The organism is Nitrospinota bacterium, assembly GCA_016235255.1.
Classification (GTDB): Bacteria; Nitrospinota_A; UBA7883; order UBA7883; family JACRLM01; genus JACRLM01.
The window spans coordinates 43,378-61,090 of the sequence record JACRLM010000105.1 but is presented as its reverse complement, the minus strand read 5'-3'; the positions used below and the strand labels follow the sequence as shown (position 1 = coordinate 61,090).

The following is a 17,713-nucleotide window of genomic DNA, read 5'->3' as shown; positions in this document are numbered from 1 at the left end:
CCATGGCACGCTCAATCCCTTCCACTTGAGAAAAGAATTTGAAAAAATACTCAGGAGGCTTTTTAATGAGTTATGGGCCAATGAACCATGAGGCGAAAATCCACGCCCCCTTCGGTTACCTTTTCCCGTGAGGCAACGCGTGCAGAAACCTCGCTATCCGGGGGAAAAACTCGTCCATGTTAAACGGCCTGGAGATAAAATCGTCGGCCCCCGTCGCAAAAGCCTTTTCCTTGACATCCTTGCCGTCCGACGAAGTGATGACGATGAAGGCCAGGGAATTGAGCTTCGGATGCTTCCTGACGTATTCCAAAAGGCGCAGGCCGTCCATCTCTGGCATGTACATGTCCGATATGACAAGGTGCGCCCCGCCGTTTTCCAGCGCCCAGATGGCCTCCCTGCCGTTTGCGGCCTGCGCGATTTCCACGTCAAACTTGCTTAAAAGCCTTGTTAGCAGAAGCCTCATTTCCCTGTCGTCGTCCACGATCAGCGCTTTGGGCCGGACAAAGGGGAGCGTGGCGAAGAAGACGGCGCCTTTCCCGTCTTCAGACTCGGCCCGGAGCGATCCTCCCATGGCTTTCATTATGTCCTGTGAAAGCGGAAGGCCAAGCCCGGTGCCCATCTCACCCGCCGTTCCCTTTCTGGAAGTATATTCGCCGTGATCGAATATCGCCGCAAGAATTTTGGGCGGGATGCCAATGCCGTTGTCGCTTACCGCGATGGTTGTGTCCATGTCCGGCGGGGTGAAAATGCTTATTTCGCCCCCCGGGTGGCTGAATTTTGCGGCGTTGGAAAGCAGGTTGACGATCACTTCGCCGAAAAGGTAAGGATCGGTGTATATCCTTTTGCCCTCCTCCACCCTGTTCACTATCTTGATCCCCTTGCTTTCCACGATGAACTGGACCTTCATGACGGCGTCCAGGATCACGTTGCGGCTTTCCGTGAACTTCAATTCCGGTTTTATCATCCCGCTTTGCAGCCTGCTCAGGTCCAAAAGCTCGTCCACCATGTTGGCCATCTGCTGGCCGATTGTAAGGGCTCGCGCGATCAGCTTGCCGGAACCGGCCTCCATGCCGGCGATGTCGCTGTATGCCAGGCTCAGCAGGCCGTTGATGGACGTCAGGGGCGATTTCAGGTCATGCGCCACCAGCGAAACGAACTTGTCTTTTATCTTCGTTGCCTGTTCCGCCTGTTCTTTAGCCGAAAGCAGCGCCTCCTGGATTGATATCCTCTCCTCCAGTTCCGACTTTAATTTTGAGTTGGACACGGCCAGTTCCCCAGTGCGCGAGGCCACTTGCGCCTCCAGCGCTTCGGCGCGCTCCATAAGCATCCTGTCGCGGCTTTGTATCTGGCCGAGCATCTCGTTGAACGCGTTCACAAGGTCGCCGATCTCGTTTTCTCCCGCCTGTTGCGCCCTTTCCGGATATGACTGCCCGGCCGATATCTGCCGCGCCAGGCTTGCCAGCCTTAGCACCGGCTCGGAAACCAGGCGCTGGAGCTTTATGGACAGAAGGAAAGCCGCCGGAGCCAGGACAATCATGGTGACCGCGAAGACGAGCGCCTGCCACTGGAGGCGTTCGAACAGGCCGGTAAGGTTCGCCTCCATGACAATCCAGCCGACCCGCTCGCGGCCGGTGGTGATCTGCCTTGTGTACGAAGCTTTGCTCCATCCCATCGAGAATCCGTCCCTCAGTCCGGCCGCGCCGGGCGGGGCCGCCGCCGCTTCGGGGGACACATAGGAGGCGAACCGCCCGCCGGAAGGGGTGAATATCACGATGCTACGGATATGCTTGTTGTGGCTGAAGGCCTTTAGTATGTCCTCAGCGGCCCGCTGGTCGTTGAACATGATGGCAGATTCGCTCTGGCTTGCCGCCACGGTGGTGTCCACCGCCATTTCGCGTTCAAGGTAATTAATGAAGTACGTTATGTCGAACACCACGTACGCCACTATGATGAAAAGCGACGCGGCGAAGCTTGTGAGCAGTATGATGGAGGTCATCTGCCACTTGAGGGGCATTCTGGAGGCCATATGCTTCAAACCGCTCATTTTTCCACCTCCATGCCTGTCACAGTTGTCGCCAGCCGCAAAAGCTTGGAGCTTATGGAAAGCCCCGATTTTTTGGCCGGATCCATGTTGATCTGAAAACGCACCCTGTCTTTTTCCGTGATGAAATTAAGGGATGCCCCGCTCCATTCGGCGCCGGACGATTCACTGACGATGAACACCCCCGGTGTGAAAGCCTCGGCCGCATGGACAAGCTTGTCCATATCCTTTACCTGGGTTTTCCCCACATAAATGATATGGGCTGCCCCCTTCAGGTCCTGGGGCCAGATATATCTTTTTACCTCGATATGGCGCCCCTGGGCGGTCTTCCCGGCCACTGTCTCAAGAAGGTGGGTGTATATTTCGTTCTTTTCCGGCGCCCATATGACGAACGGGGAGGACTGATTGGCGAAGCTTTTTTCCGGCCAGGTCACGTAAAACGTGAACCTGTAAATGAACGCCGCCTTGATTTGCTGCGGAAGCGCCGCCTCGCCGGCCAGAACGGCTTGGCAGAAAAGCGCCAGCAGCGCAATTGCGGCCGGAACAACAGTTCGTAAAAGTCTGTTTGGGCTCATTTGCCGTCAATTCAGGTTTTGCCGCCCAGGCCGGCCTGGCTCTTACATCCCGTATGTCAGTTTCACGTAGAAATCCTGGCTTATCCAGCTGGAGTCTTCCTGCATCACAGGCTCGTGCTCGAAATGAAGGGGCGCCCCCAGGTTCCTGCCCACCACGGCCACCTCGAAATTCTCGGCCGGCCGGTATGAAAGCCTCAAATCAAGCCTGTTGTAATATTGGGCGGTGATCCCCGGAGCCGCCCCGGTGATGTACACCACCGTGTCGAACTTGAACCTGTATGGCAAGTCCAGGAAAAGGCCCGCCCGGAAAATTTCCGGCGGCGTGCCGGTGTTAACCCAGTCCGCCTCCGTCTGGTGCCCTTCCTGGCCCGGCTTGGGCTTTATGGCCATCCTGTTATAGGCGTACCCTAAGTATATCCTCGCCCATCCGGCCACGTCGGCCCGGACCACAGCTTCGGCCCCGTATGATATCCCCTCGTACAGGTTGATGAATTCCAGGTCCTGCACATAGTGCGGCTGCGGCGAGTCCGCGTACACAGGATCGCCCGTGTCGGTGAAGTCCATCACGTTTGGCGACTGGTTGTAATAGGAGGAGATGTCCACAAACACCTTCTCCAAAGGCTTGAACCTTATTCCGGCCTCGATGGAATAAAACTCCTCCGTGTTCCCCCATTCCGAACCGGTGATGCGGTAAACGGTGGGAGTCACCTCCGAGCCGGCGTCATACTGCCAGTTCCACAAGAAGTCCTTGTTGACGGGATTGGAAAGCCGGGCCGATTTCTCCACGGAGAACCATGTCATCCAGTCATTCTCCACCCAGGCCGCCTTGAACGCGGGCTGGAACGCCCAGTCGGTGAAATCGTTCTTTTCCGCCTTCGCCTCCAGCGACAATTTCAATTTCCCGCCCATGGCCGTATATTCGTTCTTGGCGAAAAAGCCGTACAGATTGTTCGTCACGTCGGGCATTATCACGGCGTCCGTGCTGGTGAAACCGGAAGCGGACACCCGGTAGTTCAGCCCCGCCGTCAGAGTGTGATTCGTAATCCCGCGGTATGCAAGCTGGGCCTCCACATCCCCCGTGTCCAACGCCTCTTCAAAGAATATTTTGTTGATGTGAGTGCTGTCATAGTAAGTCTGGAACGACGCCGCCAGGTTTTCGGACAATGTCCGCTCGGCCCTCAAAAGGATGTTCTTCCCATTGTATTTGTCGTCATTCTCATATCTGACCACACCTTCGGACAATGACTTGTAAACGTCCCCTTCGGAGCCGCTTGTGTTGTCATATATGTCGCCGTGAAGCGAAATCCTCGAATCGGCCCCGCTCCAGTCGGCCCGGAATCCGGCCTGCATGTTCCGGCTCTTGTTATACAGTTCGCCCCCGTCGGCGGGATTGTCCGACCACACGTCGTTTATCACCCTCCCCCGATCCGACCCGGAGCCGGTGAAATAGGCGCTGGCGGAGGAATTTCCCCCCATTTCCCACCCATAGCGGGCCGTCCCGAACCATTTTTCCTGGGACCCTCCCCCGGCGCTCACCATCGGCCCGGCGGTCTTCGAGGCGCTTTTTGTGATTATGTTTATTATCCCGTTGCTGGCGTTGGCGCCCCAAAGGGCGGAGCCCGGCCCCAAGATCACCTCTATCCTTTCCACATCGTCCAGAGGATAGTTCACGGCTGGCCACCACACCTGTGAGAAGGTGGGGGAATGGATGGACCTTCCGTCTATCATCACCAGCAGCTTGTCGGTGAAAGGAAGGTCGCTGTAGCCCCTTGACGTGATGACGTAATTGTTCGAGTCCTTGCGCGCGACGTACAGGCCGGGGACCAGGCGCAACGCCTCCGGGATGTTTGTGGCGCCGCTCCTTATGATGTCGTCATGGGTCAGCACGCGGATGGCGGAGGTGGACCCGAAGGCGCTCTCCTCCTTTTTTGATGCGGTGACCACTTTTACGTCCATCAGGTCCTCGATGGACAGCTCCGTCAGCGAGCGGGGATCCGATTTGTCCGCCATGGACAAGGCCGGAGAAACGATGAGTTTTAGAGTGACGGCGGCGATAATCACCGGGCCATAAACGCTCACAAGTCCACGTTTGGTCACAAACTTCCTCCCAAATTTTTTCAGTTGGAACCGGCGATGCCATGATTGGGCGCCATCGTTTCAAGCGGCTCAAAAAATCACGGTCGCCCGGATATCTTTTCGGACAGGGCGAACATGGCGGCGATTTCTTCTTCCGTCATTCCAGCCCCGCGCGCTACACCTGTGGCGGTCTGGCGGCCCATAAGGTCGCGGGGGGAATGCGTATCTGTGTTGAAAACAAGCCCCGCCCCGCATTTGCGCGCAATGGCGGCCACATGGCCGTTGGTGAAGCTGTGCCCGCCTCGGCCGCTTATCTCCAGAGCCACTCCGTTTTTCGCCGCCAGGGCCGCCTCCTCCTCGCTGATAAGGCCGGGATGGGCCAGAATGTCCACGCAAGCTTCAATGGCGGCCTTGTTGGTCCCTGGGGCCACTGGTTCGACGATGGTCTCGCCATGCACGACAACTATCTTCGCCCCGGCTTCCCTGCACAGGCGCACAAGCTTTCCTATCTGCCATGGCGGAGCGTGGGTGATCTCCGCGCCGGGCAGGACTTTTATGGGCGCAACGGCCATTTCGGCCGCGAACCGGGCGATGGCGGGGATAACCGCGCCGTAATTGGAATAGTCCACATGGTCGGTGATCGCAATGGTCCTGTAGCCGATCGCTTCGGCCCTCCGGACAAGCTCGGAGGGTATAAGTTCACCGTCGGAGAAAAGGGAGTGAGTGTGCAGGTCTATCACACGAATCATCCTTATATGAAGAGGTTGATAACAACCATGGTACCCGAAGATAAGAATATATCATTCAAACATATATGGCAATAGCGATGAACCTGGTGACAAGTTGCGCCATGATGATCCATGGGAAGACTGGTTTTCCATGACATTTTTAGTCACCGTAAATCCCGGAATAGTTGAGTAAAAACAGCAAGTTATGCTTTTCTTAAAGGTGGATGGTCAAATGTCCTGACAATAAGTGTCATTTAAAGGGTTGGTTTGAATTGGTTCTAAACTTGAAAAAGTGATGATTTGATTAAATCGTCTCCTCCTTATTGAGGTTAACATATTGATAATCCAGTTGAAATGAGTTGCGAGAGATTATTGTCTCGTCACTTTGCCCATTATGGCATAAGCATTGAAATATACATTGGCAACAGCGGGTGATAAAGCCCGCTAATAGGAAACTCATTTATATAATTGGGAGGAATTACAACATGTTGCGCAAGCAAGAAGGCTTTACACTCGTTGAGTTGTTGATCGTTGTGGCGATCATCGGCATTTTGGCCGCCATCGCGATCCCGCAGTTCGCCGCCTACAGGGCGAAATCCTATTGTTCGGCAGCCAAGTCCGACTTGGCCAACTTCGCGATAGCCCAGGAGGCTTATTTCACGGACAATAACGCTTACACCACCACCACCACAGTCACCGGCTTCTCGCCGACAACTGGCGTTACCCTTACCGCCGGCACGGTTGACGCGACCCACTTTGAGGTGACCGCCAATCACGGTAACTGTCTGCAGAACAGCACTGGCCAGGCTGCCGGCACATTTGCGTGGAACTCCGCCAACGGCGGCTTGGTCCCCTAACGGCGACCTGATCTGTCTTTGGTTCGGGCATGGTGTTGCAAAACGCCATGCCTTTTTTTATTTCTTCCGCAATGAATGCGTGATTTCTTCTCCGGCGATAACGTCCCTCTCCCGCACGAATAATTCGTCCTTCAAGCCGTCCTGCGCCAACAACCTGTATTTTGAAACCTGCCCATATTCCGGTTTTTCAGAAGAGTATGGAAGAGTCGCGTGAAAAACGCCGTCCGGCCCGGCCGCCACGTTTTTTCTGTACACCCTTTCCCGCCCCGCCGAGGATTTGAACGAGTACGATATCTCCAGCCGTTCACCTGGTTTTCCACCGTGGACTGCAAGGCGCGCCCCATTAACAAACTCGTAGAATTTCCATTGTGCCATGTCATCATCTTTTTCAGAGTCCACCATCATCCGAAACCTGTCGAGCGCCGGAACAATGAATTTCTCCCCCTTGGCGTTGGACAATGACGTCTCTGACCCCGCAAGTTTGGCCAGGCGGAAAAAAATGGTTTCAATCATTTTGGGCAGGAATAACTGGCTTACCGGCTCCGATGCGCCCGGTATCGTCACCGCCCTGTGGAATTGCGACGGGCTCTGCCCCGTGTAAATCGCGGCGGAGTCCACAATGCCTAGCATGTAATCGGCCACAACATATCGTACGCCCCGCCGCTCCAGTATTTTTACGGCCTTTGCCTCGTCCGTTTCTATATAGAACTCCGCCCAGTCCCGATACGAATCCTCGCCTGCGTGTGAGCCGAAATTGCAGGCCACCACCGGCATGTCCGCCAGATAAAGTATTTTGTGGCCGATCCCCCAATGATTCATCACCGCCGGGGCCGGGCTTATGGCCCTGTGCGTGGGGTTGCCAAGGCCTGCCGCTTTGCGGAAATCCTGGACGGCTTCGAACACTTTTACGTCGTATGATTTACCGGCCGATTTGTCCATGGCTCCGAAAACGGCCAGAAGTTTTTGCGGATCGGCCGCGTATTGCGCGTAATACGGTTCAAAGGCCGCAACGCAGATCAAGGCCGCGGCCATGAAGGATATCGCCCCGCTCCAGCGAGCGCCAGCAAGGCTCTTCCCCGCGATATGGCCGGCCAGGGCCGCGCGGATTTCCACGATGAACCATCCGGCCAATATGGCCATGGCCGGAGCCAGCGTCTCGGCGAAGCGGCGTTGTTTTAACGTCATCAGAAAAAGCGCACCCGTCCATACCACCAGCAAGAGCTGTTTTGCGTCCACGGCCCCTTGTTTGCGCCATTTGCGGAACATGGCCGCAAGCATTACCGGGATTATTAGGAAGAAACCTGAAAGTGACATTACCGCTTCGGAAAAATGCCAGGCCTCAAAGCCGGCGATCACCGGCCGCGACTCCATCACCGAAGACATGAACTTGTCCGTGGTGAGCACCCATCCCATCCCCTCCACGACGGCCTCGGTCATAAAGTCCAGGGCGGCCCACACGCCAGCCGCCAAGGCCGCCCCCACGCCAATTTTTGCTTTCCACGACGTCATTTTCAGTCCCGCCGCCGCCCCCCAATTCAACACGGCCGCGCCAAGCCCGATACAGCAGAGTATCCCTATATGGAAAAACGAAGTGGTGACCGACGAAAAGGGCCTGCCGCCATGCGAAATTGTTTCCATGACCACGGGGAGCATGGCCGCCGCCGCCGGAAGGTGCGTCCCCCATATCACAGGCGCCACTTTCAATCCGGCGCCCTTCCAGTCCATGATGAGCAGGGTGAACAGGTAAAGGTCGAGAATGGCGGCATGGAAAATATATCCGTTCCAAACGCCGAACCCGGCCGCCATGGACAGAGCGGCGAGGAATGTCCACCACCATTTCCTCGTGTTTCCGGAGTCCAGCGCCTTGAGGACGCAAAGTAACATCAAGCACTCGATCAAGGTCACCGCCACATGATGGTCCACGAATCCAATCCGGCTGTAGAAGATGTGCGCCGGGATCAACGCAAGGAAAACCGCCGCCAGGGCCGCCGCAGGAGCTCCTGCTATCTCCAGCGCGATAAAAAATACGGGAACGCACGTCACGGCCCCTATGACCGGGACTATATAAGCCGACAACGCCTCCACCTTGCCGGTGTCCTGCGCACCATATCCCGCCAGCTTGTTCACCGCCGCCACGAAAAGATCGAAAAGGGGCGGCCATATCACCACCGAGCCTTCTGGATAATTAAGGTACGGATCGGAATAGGGGACATGGGGATAGCCGGCCAGGGTCATGAACACCCGCCTCATATGGTACAGGGGGTCGAACTCCTGCAAAACCACACCGTCGGCGGTGAAAACGCTTTGGGCGTCCGTGGCTCGCAGGACGAATCCGGCGAAGATCACGCAGGAAAGGAAAAGAACGGCGGCAAGAATTTGTCGGACCGGCATCTTCGCAACCTATTAATACTTTACAGGCTCCCGGCCATAAGTCCTCCAAGACCGCGCCGGGCTGTAATACAATACTTCAACAATCCGGAAAAGCAAACACCGGCGGGGAGCCTGCATGGACGGCCCCCGCCAAAACAGGTGACGATTTGGACAATAAAAAGTATCCTCTGGACGGCTGGCAGGTTGCCGCGCCGTTGGTGGCCATCATCTCCTTCACCTGTTATTCCGGGACCTTCCATTTCCCCTTCCAATTTGACGACGAGACTATGTTCGTCAACTCCGACCCGTCGGGATTTCTGAAGGATGCACGGACGATATGGAGTGTCAATCCTTCGCGGTTTGTCCATTTTCTGAGCTTTGGGATCAACTACTGGATCGGCGGGACGGACACCTTTGGATACCATGTCGTCAACTTCGCGATACACCTTGCAAATGTGTTTCTAGTATGGCGGCTGATGGAAATGATCGTCGGCATGGAGTGTCACCGCTCGTGCGGGCCGTTTGCCATCGGCTCGATCATGCGCCGCGCCCCGTTGTTCGCCGCTCTTTTGTTCGCGGCGCATCCGCTCCAGACGCAGGCGGTCACCTATATCTGGCAGAGGTCCACTTCGCTGTCGGCGTTTTTCTATCTGTTGTCGCTTCTGCTTTATCTTAAGTTTGCGCGCAGCGAAATATTGGGGGCCCCGCGCCGAAGGTTGCTTGCCGTGTCCCTGCTTAGCGCCATCGCCGCCATGTTCACAAAGCAGATAGCGGTGACTCTGCCGGTGGCCGTGGCGATTGTGGACTATTATTTTGTCAGCCGTTCCCTTTCCGGGCTGCGGCGCAGGATGACGGTCATCGCGGCGTATCTCCCGGTTCTGCTGGTGGTCCCGGCGATGTCGGCCATGGGGTACAGCAGGGAATTGACGGATGTTTCGGACCGTGCGCTCCGGGTGGCGGCGCATTCCGAATATCTTTTTACCCAATTTAACGTGATTGTGACATACATACGGCTTCTCGCGTGGCCCGTAGGGCAGAACCTGGACTACGATTATCCGCTGGCCAGGTCGTTGGCGGACTGTTTGCCGTCGCTCGTCCTGCTTTGCGCCATCTTCGCGTTGGGAGTGTGGCTGTTCCGGCGTAACAGGATCGCTTCTTTCGGGATCATCTTCTTTTTTCTGGCCATAAGCGTGGAATCTTCCATTTTCCCGCTGGAGGACTTGATATTCGAACATCGTGCCTATCTGCCGTCGGTGGGGGCGTTTGCCGCTTTCTGGGCATTGACGATGCCGGTAATCGGAAAAATCACCTATAGTGACAGGGGACAAAGGATTATTGCCGTGGCGTTCATCACAGTCATTCTCATACCGTTAATTGCGGCCACCCGCGCCCGCAACGAAGTGTGGAAAGACAAAATCACACTATGGTCGGACGTGGCGGAGAAATCCCCCGGCAAACCCCGGGGCTACATTCACATCGGGCTTGCCCATATGCGCGCAGACAGGCTCGGCGACGCCGAAACATGGTTTAATAAAGCGGCCCAGGTGGCGCCGCAAAACGCCTACGCCCATTACATGCTCGGCAAAATATACGTCAAACGCGGAGAAGACGGACGCGCCATCGGTGAATTTGAGGCCGCGTTATCAAGGCAGGACAATCTTTCACTGGCGCATATGCAGATTGGCGACATACACATGCGGCGGGGGGATTGCCCACTTGCCGCCAAAAGTTATATCCGCGCCGTCAACCTGGCGCCGGGCATGGTGGAATTCCGCATGAAACTGGGGCGCGCGCTGGAAAAGTGCGGTGACAGGCGCGGCTCCGCGACGGTGTTCGAAAGTGTCCTTAAAATAGAGCCGGAAAATATCGAGGCGCGCCAGGCGCTCGATGCCCAAAAGGGGGGGAATAGCGGCAGGTGAACTTCGCGCGGCAAACATCATTCGCCGCAGGCAGGCCGTCCCGCTTCACCGTCTCGGCTTGAACATGAGCATGCCAAGCGGCGGGAGCGTTATCCTTATGGAATCAGGCTGGCCGTGCCACGGCTGCCTGTCCGCCCACACCCCTCCGAAGTTGCCGACATTCGATCCATAGTAAATCTGTGCGTCCGAATTGAGGACTTCTTCGTAAAAAGCGTGTTCCGGCACCCCCAGCCTGTACTCCCACCTTGGCACCGGCGTGAAGTTGAAGACATACACGGTATGGTCCGCCGGGTTCTCCGCGCGCCGGACGAAGGATATCACGGACGACTCCCAGTCCCCGAAGTCTATCCATTCGAATCCGTTCCAGCTGAAGTCCACCTCCCACATGCTTTTTTCCCTGAGGTAAACGCCTCCCAGGTCGGCCATGAATTTCTGCAGTCTTGCGTGCGGAGCGTACTTTAGAAGGTGCCATTCCACCGACTTGTCATGATCCCATTCGCTCCACTGGCCGATGTCCCCCCCCTGGAAAAGAAGTTTCTTGCCGGGATGGGCGTACATATAGCCGAGCAGGAGCCTCAGGTTGGCAAACTGCCTCCAGGTGTCCCCCGGCATCTTGCCGATGAGCGATCCCTTGCCGTGCACCACCTCGTCATGGCTGAATGGGAGGACGAAGTTTTCATGGAACGCGTACAGCATGGCGAAGGTCAGGTTGCTGTGGTGATGCTTGCGGTGGATCGGGTCCTTGCTGAAGTACTCGAGCATGTCGTGCATCCAGCCCATGTTCCATTTCATCGTAAAGCCCAGCCCTCCCACGTATGTCGGGCGGGAGACGCCGCCCCAGGAGGTGGACTCTTCGGCGATGGTCACCACTCCGGGGAATTTTTCGTGGACGAGCACGTTCATCTTTTTGAGGAACTCGATGGCCTCCAGGTTCTCCTTGCCGCCGTACTGGTTTGGCGCCCATTCGCCCGCCTCCCTGGAGTAGTCCAGGTAAAGCATCGAGGCCACGGCGTCCACCCGGATCCCGTCCAGATGGTAGTGCTCCAGCCAGAACAGCACCGAGGAGAGCAGGAAGTTGGCCACCTCCGGCCGGCCATAGTTGAATATGAGCGTCCCCCAGTCCTTGTGTTCCCCGCGCCGCCAGTCCTCATGCTCGTACAGCGGAGTCCCGTCGAACCTTCGCAGGCCGAAATCGTCCTTTGGGAAGTGCGCGGGCACCCAGTCTATGATCACGCCGATGCCGTGGTTGTGGAAAAAATCTATGAAATATTTGAAGTCGTCCGGGCCGCCGAAGCGGGAGGTGGGGCAGAAATAGCCGGTCACCTGATAGCCCCATGAAGCGTCAAAAGGATGTTCGTTCACCGGCATGAGTTCCACATGCGTGAAATTCTGCCGCCGGCAATATTCCACCAGCAGCGGCGCCATGTCCCTGTACGAAAGCCAATGGGCGCCGTCCACGCTCCTGGCCCATGATCCTAAATGTACTTCATATATGGCCATGGGCTGCTTTAGCAGGTCCCGCGAATTCCTTGTCTTTATCCACTCCGAGTCGTCCCATTTGTACCCCTCCATGTCCCACACCACGGAAGCTGTGCGGGGGCGAAGCTCGCTGGCGTAGGCGTATGGATCTGCCTTGGTGAAAACATCGCCGTTCTTGGCCTTTATCTCGTATTTGTACATTGTCCCCCTGTCGGCGCCGGGGATGAATATCTCCCACACCCCGGAGCTTCCCAGCACACGCATGGGGAACCTGCGTCCGTCCCACCCGCAAAAATCCCCCACCACCGACACCCTTCTTGCGTTGGGCGCCCAGACGGCGAACCTGGTCCCGGTCACCCCGTCCACATTCATCACGTGGGCGCCCAGCTTTTTGTGTATATCGTAGTGGTTGCCTTCGTTGAACAGGTAAAGGTCCATCTCCCCGAGAAGCGGCAGGAAACTGTACGGGTCCCTGTTGACCCGGCTTTCGCCGCGGTAATTGACGATGTGCAGGTCGTAGGCGAAGACGGTCCTGTCCGGGACGAACGTCTCGAAAAAACCGGCGTCGTCCACGCGGGTCATCTGATATCGCAGCTTTTTGGAGTGTATGTCGACAACCGCGATTTCCGCCGCCTCCGGATCAAACGCGCGTATCGCAACGCCGCCAGCCGCCGGGTGTATGCCGAGCACTGTGAACGGATCATGATGGTCCGCGTGGATTATCCTGTCTATCTGGTGACGGGGGACGGTCGGGCACATATTTTGGAACCTTTGGTAAGAGGCCACGTCCGGCGTAATTGCCGCTTGTGTAAATGTTACAGTCGAACATCCCGCAAGGCAAGGGGTGATGATTCGGGCGCTTAAGGTTTTGACTTGTGCGGAGTATTCTCGATAGAGCCTATATTTTGGGCGCGGCCGCTTGATAAAGCTTTGTTTGTAGGCGCCACGTCCTGCCGATATACTCTTGCAAGGGGCCATTTATCAGTGTAATCTCTTGAAACTCAAAATGTTGACTTCAGCTCTGCCGTATTCTTTCTTTTTGGCGCCACGATTGCTCAATGACGTGTCAGCAATAGCATTATTGATACGCCAGGCTTATGGTGGCTTTGGCGTCGGATTTTCGGCTCACAACTTTGGGTTACAGGTAGAGGAGGTATTCATGAAAAAGGTGGTTCTTGGACTCATGGCTCTATTTTTCGCCGCAAGTTTTTCCCCGGCTCAAGCCGTTGATTTGGCCGATGGGTTCAAGCTAACCGGCTTTGTCCAAACCGATTATGACAATCAGGACAGGTCCGGTGTCTCCACATTCACCCTCGAAGAGGCGGAAGTGGATGTGGAAAAGTCCATTAAGGATGTGGGTGGAATGCGTTTTGACCTTAACTACAGGTCTTCGGACAGGATGACGGCCGTCAGCGCCAAAGCGGGGGAGACAACCGCCACGGTGGCGGGCCTTGCGGACGTCTCGCTGGAGCAGGGCTTCGTGTGGATCAACCTGCCGGCCGGCTTGAAGCTGACTGTGGGCAAATTCAACGCCCCCATCGGGTTTGAACTGGTGGATCCGAACCAGATGTTCCAATATTCCCACGCCATGGTTTTTATCTACGGGCTCCCGACCAACCTGACCGGGGTCAACCTTTCCGGCGCGGCGGGGATAGTGGATTTCCAGGTGTATGGAGTTAACGGTTGGGATAAACTGCAGGACGACAACAAGGACAAGACCATAGGCGGCCGGTTGGGAATCACGCCTTTGGAGGGGGTGAACGTGGGGCTTTCGTACATCACCGGCAAAGAGGGGAGCGACGCGAACAACGCCGCCGCCAACAACCTTTCCGCGTTTGACGTGGACGCCACGATCACGTCGGTAAAGGGGCTGACTATCGGGGCGGAGTTCAACTCCGGGAAGTTTGAGAAGCAGTCGGTGGTCAATCCCGGCGGCGACGCGGAGTGGAGCGGGTTTCTTGTGATGGTCAACTACGCCATCACGGACAAGGTCAGCCTGACGGCGCGGTATGACACGTTTGACGATAAGGGTGGCGCCAGGTTCGGCTCGGGCGTCAAGGAGAAGCGCGACGCTATTACGATAGCGCCCACATACACTTTCACCCCCGGCTTTATCGCCAGGGCCGAGTACAGGATGACCAAGTCCGACCAGAAGGTGTTTGTGGACAAGGACGGCAATTCCAACGACTCCGTTACGGACATCGCGCTGGATTTCGTATATTCTTTCTGAAGCGGTGAACTGGCTCCCCGGGCAGGTGTTGGGCCGGCCCGGGGCGGCTTGAGAGACGAAACTTAAAACGACAGGATGGGAAAGATGAAAAAGGTGGAAGCGATAATAAAGCCCTTCAAGCTCGAGGAGGTGAAGGAGGCGCTCACCGGAATCGGCGTGCAAGGCCTTACCGTCACCGAGGTGAAGGGTTTTGGGCGGCAAAAGGGGCACACGGAGCTTTACAGGGGGGCGGAGTACGTGGTTGATTTCCTCCCCAAGATAAAGCTTGAGATTGTGGTGGACGACGGGATGGTGGAGACTGCCATCGAAAAGATCATCGGCGCGGCGGCCACCGGCAAGATCGGCGACGGGAAGATTTTCGTCAGCCCCGTGGAGGAAGTGATCAGGATAAGGACCGGCGAGAGGGGAGCGGAGGCCATCTAGCCTTTTGCGCCCTTGACTTGGCGGCCGTGTTATGAAAGCCTATGCGCTTTGAAGGGCCGTTCGCGGCGTTTGAAGGCGGTGGTCTTTAAGGACAACGACATGGATCTAAACGCCGCCCGGGGCCGTTTCCGCCAAAAGCGGGCGCGGAGCCGGGCGGCGCGTGACGTATTATGTTTTACCTTATTGAACATTTTCATTCAGAAAACAGGGAGGATTAGATGACACCAAAAGAGGTATTGGAGTTCGCCCGCGCGAACAAGGTCGAGATGTTCGACGTGAAATTTCTCGATCTGCCCGGTGTTTGGCAGCACTGCAGCTATCCGATGTCGGAATTGAAAGAGTCCACCTTCACCGAAGGGCTTGGTTTCGACGGTTCCTCCATAAGGGGCTGGAAGGCGATCCACGCTTCGGACATGCTCATCATCCCGGATCCCACCACGGCGATGATAGACCCTTTCTGCAAGTACACCACACTTTCGCTGGTGGCCAACGTTTTCGATCCGCTCACCATGGAACCGTATGAGCGCGACCCGCGCCACATAGCCAAAAAGGCCGAGGCGTACCTGAAATCCACCGGGATCGCCGACACGGCGTTCTTCGGCCCGGAAGCCGAGTTCTTCATATTCGACGACGTGCGCTACCATTCCGGCCACGGCTCGTCGTTCTACTCTGTGGACTCCGTTGAGGCCCAGTGGAACTCGGGGCGCGACGAAGGCCCGAACCTGGGCTACAAGCCGCGCTTCAAGGAAGGCTACTTCCCGGTTCCGCCGGTGGACAGCCAGATGGACCTGCGCTCTGAGATGGTGATGGTGATGCAGCAGTGCGGCATCGAGATCGAGGCCCAGCACCACGAAGTGGCCACGGCCGGCCAGGCGGAGATAGACATGCGCTTCTCCCCGCTGCTTCCGATGGCGGACAAGCTGATGCTCTTCAAGTACATCATCAAGAACGTGGCCCGCAGAAACAACAGGACGGCCACCTTCATGCCCAAACCGATCTGGGGGGACAACGGCAGCGGCATGCACTGCCACCAGTCGTTGTGGAAGGACGGAAAGCCCCTGTTCGCCGGCGACGGCTATGGCGGCCTTTCCCAGATGGCGCTCCACTACATCGGCGGCATCTTGAAGCACGCCCGCTCGCTGGCGGCCATCGTGGCGCCCACCACCAACTCATACAAGAGGCTGGTGCCAGGCTATGAGGCCCCGGTGAACCTGGCGTACTCTTCCCGCAACCGCTCGGCTTCCATCCGCATCCCCTCCTATTCGTCCAGCCCGAAGGCAAAGCGCATCGAGGTCCGCTTCCCGGACCCGAGCACGAACGCCTATCTGGCCTTCTCGGCGATGCTGCTGGCCGGCCTGGACGGCGTCCAGAACAAGATCGACCCGGGCGCTCCGCTGGACAAGGACATCTACGGGCTCACCCCGGAGGAACTGGCCGAGGTGCCCAGCCTCCCCGGTTCGCTGGAGGAAGCGCTGGAGGAACTGGAGAACGACCACGACTACCTGTTGAAAGGGGACGTGTTCACCCAGGACCTTATCGACACCTGGATCGGGTACAAGAAGGAGAAAGAGGTGGACGAGCTTCGCAAGAGGCCCCATCCTTACGAATTCACGCTGTATTACGATATTTAAGGACTGTGGGGGCGGGTTTAAAACCCGCCCTTGCATTGTTAATTGTCACCCTGAGCCTGTCGAATGGGTGAGGTTGAATTCACAGCCGGGAAGGAGAAATCCTTCCCGGTTTTTTATTTTGCAGGGGCGGGTTTTAAACCCGCCCCTGCGATGATTGCAGAACGCTTTCTTTTTTACGCATTGTTCACGTATTGGGAGGAAATTCCAATTTATTGTCATCGCAAAATATTGCCGCTGTCCGGGGTGTTCTTCACCCCGGTTTCCTTGGCGCATTGTTTCATTGGCGCATATGTTAGGACGCCGGGGTGACGCGCTGTCGCTTAAACACCCCTGCTAACAGTAAAAAGTCAAAAGTAGAGACCTGCCCCCTTTCCACCTTTCCACTAATACCCGCTATCTTACCAGGCAGGCGGCGTAATGGCCGGGGGAGCGTTCTGTCAGCGGGGGGACGGTGGCGGCGCACATATCTTTAGCCAACGGGCAGCGGGTGCGGAACACGCATCCGGAAGGGGGATTTACCGCGCTTGGCACGTCCCCCTCAAGGCGTATGCGCTTGCGGTGTGAATCGGGATCCGGCTCCGGCGTGGCGGAGAGCAGCGCTTCCGTGTATGGATGGACATGCCTGGAATATACCGCCTCAACAGGGCCGGTCTCCACTATCTTCCCCAGGTACATCACCGCCACCCGGTTGCACAGCCTTTCCACCACCGAAAGGTCGTGCGATATGAAAAGGTACGCCATGTTCATCCGGGCCTTTAAGTCCATGAGCAGGTTTATCACCTGCGCCTGGATGGACACGTCCAGCGCGGACACCGGCTCGTCGCAAACAACAAACTCGGGATTCAACGCTATGGCCCGGGCGATGCCGATCCTCTGGCGCTGCCCGCCGGAGAATTCGTGGGGATAGCGCGAAACGCAGTCCGCCCCCATGCCGACTGTTTCGAGGGCCGCCAGGGCCATGTCCCGCCTATCCTTTTTCGCCCCGACGTTGTGGATGTGGAACGGCTCGGCCACAGTTGCGCCCACGGTCATCCTTGGATTGAGCGATGCGTAAGGGTCCTGGAAAATTATCTGCATTTTGCGGCGCAACGCCCGCATCTTATCGCCGGGGAGGGCGAAAATGTCCTCCCCCTCGAATTTCACGCTCCCGGCCGTCGGCTCCAGAAGCCGCAGCACGAGCCTGCCGGTGGTGGACTTGCCGCAGCCGGATTCCCCCACAAGCCCGAAGGTCTCGCCGGGATTTATCGCAAAACTCACCCCTTCCACAGCCCGCACTCCTCCGGTGATTTTTGAAAGGATCCCCGACCGGAGCGGGTAATGCTTCACGAGGTCTTCAACTTCAAGCAAGGCAACTGGATTCATAGGGTAATTTTATGTCAACCCG

General features: G+C 56.9%; 12 protein-coding genes and 1 pseudogene. 6 read left to right on the top strand and 7 right to left on the bottom strand.

The genetic code is table 11. The annotated features are described in order from the left end of the window. Positions 1-115 precede the first annotated feature (115 nt). The 4 genes from HZB29_13795 to HZB29_13780 all read right to left on the bottom strand — a co-directional run bounded on the left by HZB29_13795 (position 116) and on the right by HZB29_13780 (position 5,432). Positions 116-2,044, bottom strand: a complete 1,929-nt coding sequence (locus HZB29_13795) for a response regulator (protein MBI5816670.1) — start codon at positions 2,042-2,044, stop codon at positions 116-118. Beyond that, a complete protein-coding gene (locus tag HZB29_13790) occupies positions 2,041-2,616 on the bottom strand; it encodes a YfiR family protein (protein MBI5816669.1) in 576 nt (191 codons plus the stop codon). The genes HZB29_13795 and HZB29_13790 overlap by 4 nt, the downstream gene beginning before the upstream one ends. 42 nt (positions 2,617-2,658) lie before the next feature. Beyond that, positions 2,659-4,713: a TonB-dependent receptor plug domain-containing protein gene (locus HZB29_13785; protein MBI5816668.1), complete on the bottom strand. Its 2,055-nt coding sequence runs from the start codon at positions 4,711-4,713 to the stop codon at positions 2,659-2,661. Between the two features lie 77 nt (positions 4,714-4,790). After that, on the bottom strand, positions 4,791-5,432 hold the full coding sequence (locus HZB29_13780) for a histidinol phosphate phosphatase domain-containing protein (GenBank protein ID MBI5816667.1): 642 nt from the start codon (positions 5,430-5,432) through the stop codon (positions 4,791-4,793). A 476-nt stretch (positions 5,433-5,908) separates the two neighbouring features. Here HZB29_13780 and HZB29_13775 point away from each other — a divergent pair. Continuing rightward, positions 5,909-5,998 (top strand): annotated as a pseudogene (locus HZB29_13775) (type II secretion system protein). A 336-nt stretch (positions 5,999-6,334) separates the two neighbouring features. On the opposite strand, the gene HZB29_13770 reads toward HZB29_13775, so the two are convergent. Then, complete coding sequence (locus HZB29_13770) at positions 6,335-8,668, bottom strand: hypothetical protein (protein ID MBI5816666.1); 2,334 nt, start codon at positions 8,666-8,668, stop codon at positions 6,335-6,337. Positions 8,669-8,814: 146 nt separating this feature from the next. On the opposite strand from HZB29_13770, the gene HZB29_13765 reads away from it, so the two are divergent. After that, on the top strand, positions 8,815-10,566 hold the full coding sequence (locus HZB29_13765; protein MBI5816665.1) for a tetratricopeptide repeat protein: 1,752 nt from the start codon (positions 8,815-8,817) through the stop codon (positions 10,564-10,566). Positions 10,567-10,611: 45 nt separating this feature from the next. Here the strand turns inward: HZB29_13765 and glgB are convergent, their stop codons facing one another. Beyond that, complete coding sequence (gene glgB / locus HZB29_13760; GenBank protein ID MBI5816664.1) at positions 10,612-12,804, bottom strand: 1,4-alpha-glucan branching protein GlgB; 2,193 nt, start codon at positions 12,802-12,804, stop codon at positions 10,612-10,614. A 400-nt stretch (positions 12,805-13,204) separates the two neighbouring features. On the opposite strand from glgB, the gene HZB29_13755 reads away from it, so the two are divergent. The 4 genes from HZB29_13755 to HZB29_13740 all read left to right on the top strand — a co-directional run bounded on the left by HZB29_13755 (position 13,205) and on the right by HZB29_13740 (position 16,638). Then, the gene (locus HZB29_13755; protein ID MBI5816663.1) at positions 13,205-14,275 is read left to right on the top strand and encodes an outer membrane beta-barrel protein; all 1,071 of its coding nucleotides are present in this window, start codon (positions 13,205-13,207) and stop codon (positions 14,273-14,275) included. 84 nt (positions 14,276-14,359) lie between these two features. Next, positions 14,360-14,698, top strand: coding sequence for a P-II family nitrogen regulator (locus HZB29_13750; protein ID MBI5816662.1), 339 nt, complete (start codon positions 14,360-14,362; stop codon positions 14,696-14,698). Between the two features lie 218 nt (positions 14,699-14,916). Beyond that, a complete protein-coding gene (gene glnA / locus HZB29_13745) occupies positions 14,917-16,329 on the top strand; it encodes a type I glutamate--ammonia ligase (protein ID MBI5816661.1) in 1,413 nt (470 codons plus the stop codon). A gap of 63 nt (positions 16,330-16,392) precedes the next feature. Beyond that, positions 16,393-16,638: a hypothetical protein gene (locus HZB29_13740; protein ID MBI5816660.1), complete on the top strand. Its 246-nt coding sequence runs from the start codon at positions 16,393-16,395 to the stop codon at positions 16,636-16,638. Between the two features lie 84 nt (positions 16,639-16,722). On the opposite strand, the gene HZB29_13735 is transcribed toward HZB29_13740, so the two are convergent. Further along, positions 16,723-17,691: an ATP-binding cassette domain-containing protein gene (locus HZB29_13735; GenBank protein ID MBI5816659.1), complete on the bottom strand. Its 969-nt coding sequence runs from the start codon at positions 17,689-17,691 to the stop codon at positions 16,723-16,725. Between the last annotated feature and the right edge of the window lie 22 nt (positions 17,692-17,713).